This is a genomic window from Candidatus Omnitrophota bacterium, assembly GCA_023819145.1.
GTDB lineage: Bacteria > Omnitrophota > Gorgyraeia > DTHP01 > DTHP01 > JBFWKV01.
The window spans coordinates 1-3,461 of record JAMWCW010000027.1 but is presented as its reverse complement, the minus strand read 5'-3'; the positions used below and the strand labels follow the sequence as shown (position 1 = coordinate 3,461).

Below are 3,461 nucleotides of genomic sequence, written 5' to 3'. Positions count from 1 at the left end.
CTATGTAGGCAAAGAAGATAAAGACGGAACTTGGGCAATCCAGAAAATTGATACCAGTGAAGGAGTTGCGATTTCTTATGCCACTCAGAAAAATAATTCTTCTTATGACAATTATTCGTCTGCTTGGACCGATAGAGGAAGTTTGACTTATTCAAATTATAAGAACGCCTATTGACAGGAGGTGAATTATGGCAGTAGATTTATCTGCTTTAGCAGGAGCGGAGCAAATTAAAAAGATAAACGAGAATACGGCGGTTAAATATAAAGTAATTGAAGAAAGCATTGATTTGGAGGCGTTAAGACAGGAAAAGGCGAATTTGGAAGCGTTACTGGTGATGGAAGAACCGACAGAAGAGGAATTATTACAGGAGGGGAAAATAATCCATCCTTATTATTCACAAAAGGAATATGCGAGTAAAAGAATTGCACAGATTAACGAAATTCTGAAATAATATGGCCGTTACTTATAATACTTTAACGGACTTGGGATATATTTATACTAACGATGGTGGTGTTTTTTCATCTAATAATGCTACCAACACGGATTTTGATTATTTCCCTGACGATGCGGAGGTTGGGGATATTCTATATTTTGGCAAGAATGGTATTTTTGATGATATTCAGCTTTATATCGGAACAGCTTTTGCAGCTACCTCAGTTACTTTTGTTTGGGAGTATTGGAATGGTTATAATTGGGTTGCTTTAACCGTAACAGACGGCACTTCTAACTTTACTAATTTGGGTCAACAAACAGTTTCTTTTGTTCCGCCTATAAACTGGAGAAAAACTACTATCAATTCACAAAATATGAATTGGGTAAGAGTAAGAATATCTGCCATAGACACCCCAACCGAAGGTGGAGCAAACAGCACTCAGAAGGTTAAGGCGGGAGACAATAACATTATTGCTACGGGGACAGTTACTTTGGCGACCATTTATAATGCAGATGTGGCTGGGGGCTGGGGAGTTGTTGAAAATCAAGGGCAGGCTTACAGAATAAACGCCACTTTAACCATTGGCGACAACTCTACCACGACTTCTTTTACCTCAAGCAATGAATTTTTAGAATTTATAGTTTTAGCGGGAAGGGTAATTTGGTTAAAAGGCAGTCAGGTAACCGTTCAATTTGGGACGCTTAGTAATGGAAGAGGATACAATGGTTCTTATATACTTTTTAATATGATACAAGCAGGTGAGGTAGGGGGATTTAGGGCATTGACAGGTAATCCTACGCTTAAATTTTATGGAACTTTGGTAAATACAACTTATATTCAATATATAATTTACAGTGCGGCCTTAAATTTATACACCACTGATTTTTTAAATTCTATGGGACAACTTCATGTAACACTTCCGGTTAATATGAACTATAGCACTATAGCAGGTGGTTTAATTCTTGAAAATTCACCAACACTAGCTTCAAATTTAAGATTGACAAATCTTAAGCTTCGAAGCGGTGGAACATTTAGCGATACAGTTATCGACACTTTAACTTTTTGGAATAACTATCCTAATACTTCTATCGTTTATATGAAAAACTGCACGATTACCACAAAAGTTTACGATATAACATCGAGCGATAGAGGTGTAACTGTTTATTACCAATTTTCTTTTGATTTGAAGGTAATTGATAATGCGGGAAATGAGATTAGTGGAGCAACGGTGGTAATGAAGGATAAATACGGAACACAGGTATTCTCCACGACTACAAATGAGAATGGAAACATAACTCAGCAGTGGGCGACTTATGAAAAAAGAGTAAAAATTATTACCCCACCCCAAGATACTCAAACCTTTTATGACCCTCACACCGTTACTATATCTAAAGATGGCTATCAAACCAAAACAATAAAATATACGATGGATAGGAAAAGAGAAGAGATTGAAGTTTTAGAGCCTGCGGTTAAGCTTCTAATGCCGATGGGAAAAAGGATTTACAAGAATTTAAAACCTGCGGATGGACAGAATAAGATATTGTGGGAAGAAATATAGCTTTATCTAATTTAGAAAAATCCAATAATTCTTCACTTATGGTTCTTGACAAAACTTTTAAAATATGTTACTAATTTATTAGTTAATTTTCTTGATATTATCAAGTGATTAACAGCCTAAACCACAGGAAAACTTGTGGTTTTTTTATCTCAAGACGGAAATCTCCGTCTTTTTTATTAAAAAAAAAGAGACAAAGAGGTTAAGATTTAAATTTCGATTTGATTGTTGAAAATAATTTTTTGAAAATAAAAAAAAGATTTACAAACCAAAAAATAATGGCGGGAATAGTTATGAAATCAGCCCAAAGCGGCATATTTGTTTTGTAAGTATGCCACATAAAAAAGATATAGAAGAAAAGGGAAACAGGAATGCCAAAAAAGAAAATGACTAATAATTTGTTTTTCATTAAGGGTATTATAGCATACGAAAGGGGGTGAGTAAAGAATGCATATAGGAAGTTGGGGATTGCCAGAATTTGGAGCAACTGAATGGATAGGAAAAGAGAAGAGGTGGCGGTATTACAACCTGCGGTTAAACTTCTAATGCCGATGGGAAAAAGGATTTATATGAATTTAAAACCGCAGGACGGGCAGAATAAGATATTGTTGGAAGAAATATAGCTTTATCTAATTTAGAAAAATCCAATAATTATTTATTTTTAATCTATGTCGAAAACAACTTTTATCATCAAAGATGGTGAATCTATAGAAGCTATTAAATTAGAGGGTGACGAAATCTTCCAAAAACCTCTTCCCGAAGGCTGTGAACGATTGAAATATACCGTTAAAGAGGGAGAAACCGCCTTTGATATTGCCCACAAATTTGAAGTTAATCCCTACGAGCTTTGGACTTTTCTAACGGAAAAGTACGGTTCGGATTCTTTATACACCGGCCAGGAAATAGAAATTCCCCATATTCTGATAAAGAAAGAACTTCCAAAACCTAATGAACAAAAGGAGGATAGTCAAGGTTAGACAAGTAATAATTGGCTTAATCTTTTTTAGGCAGCCTTTACATATTCTTCCTTAATATCAATTCCAATAAAGTTCCTTCCCAGTTTTCTGGCGACTAAACAAGTCGTTCCCAATCCGCAAAATTGGTCTAAAACTACACCGTTGGGCGGAATGGATAACTGGGCTGATGCTTTACCTGTTACTCCTCCCGTTGCTATTCCCTTATCCGCTTATTCGGTAAGCAATGCGGTTTGGGAAGAGTTAACTAGTTCACATATAACAAACGGAACATTTGGTCAAAAGTTGGGAAAGCAGCCATTTATAGTAGATAAAAGCGGTTTTATAGTAAAAAAATAACTAAACAAGGGCAGTCAATCTTGAAAACCAATTCTCTTTTTTAAGAAAATTTACTATATGGCATTTTATTATCCACCGACACAAAATGGACTTCAGAAGACGCTTGCGTCTCAGCTAAATACTGGGGAGACGGCTCAAATGGTTCTAAACAATACTACA

At 35.6% G+C, this 3,461-nt stretch carries 5 protein-coding genes; 4 read left to right on the top strand and 1 reads right to left on the bottom strand.

The annotated features are described in order from the left end of the window. The first annotated feature begins 188 nt into the window (after positions 1-188). The 3 genes from NC818_07615 to NC818_07605 all read left to right on the top strand — a co-directional run bounded on the left by NC818_07615 (position 189) and on the right by NC818_07605 (position 2,966). Positions 189-452 carry a hypothetical protein gene (locus tag NC818_07615; GenBank protein MCM8784608.1) on the top strand — a complete coding sequence of 88 codons (264 nt, stop codon included), beginning with the start codon at positions 189-191 and terminating at the stop codon, positions 450-452. 1 nt (position 453) lies between these two features. Further along, complete coding sequence (locus NC818_07610) at positions 454-1,992, top strand: carboxypeptidase-like regulatory domain-containing protein (GenBank protein ID MCM8784607.1); 1,539 nt, start codon at positions 454-456, stop codon at positions 1,990-1,992. Positions 1,993-2,657: 665 nt separating this feature from the next. After that, positions 2,658-2,966: a LysM domain-containing protein gene (locus tag NC818_07605; protein ID MCM8784606.1), complete on the top strand. Its 309-nt coding sequence runs from the start codon at positions 2,658-2,660 to the stop codon at positions 2,964-2,966. 26 nt (positions 2,967-2,992) lie between these two features. On the opposite strand, the gene NC818_07600 is transcribed toward NC818_07605, so the two are convergent. Then, entirely contained in the window at positions 2,993-3,079 is an 87-nt protein-coding gene (locus tag NC818_07600; GenBank protein ID MCM8784605.1) for a site-specific DNA-methyltransferase, read from the bottom strand. 37 nt (positions 3,080-3,116) lie between these two features. Between NC818_07600 and NC818_07595 the strand changes: the two genes are divergently transcribed. Further along, positions 3,117-3,302, top strand: a complete 186-nt coding sequence (locus NC818_07595) for a hypothetical protein (protein MCM8784604.1) — start codon at positions 3,117-3,119, stop codon at positions 3,300-3,302. Positions 3,303-3,461: the final 159 nt, after the last annotated feature.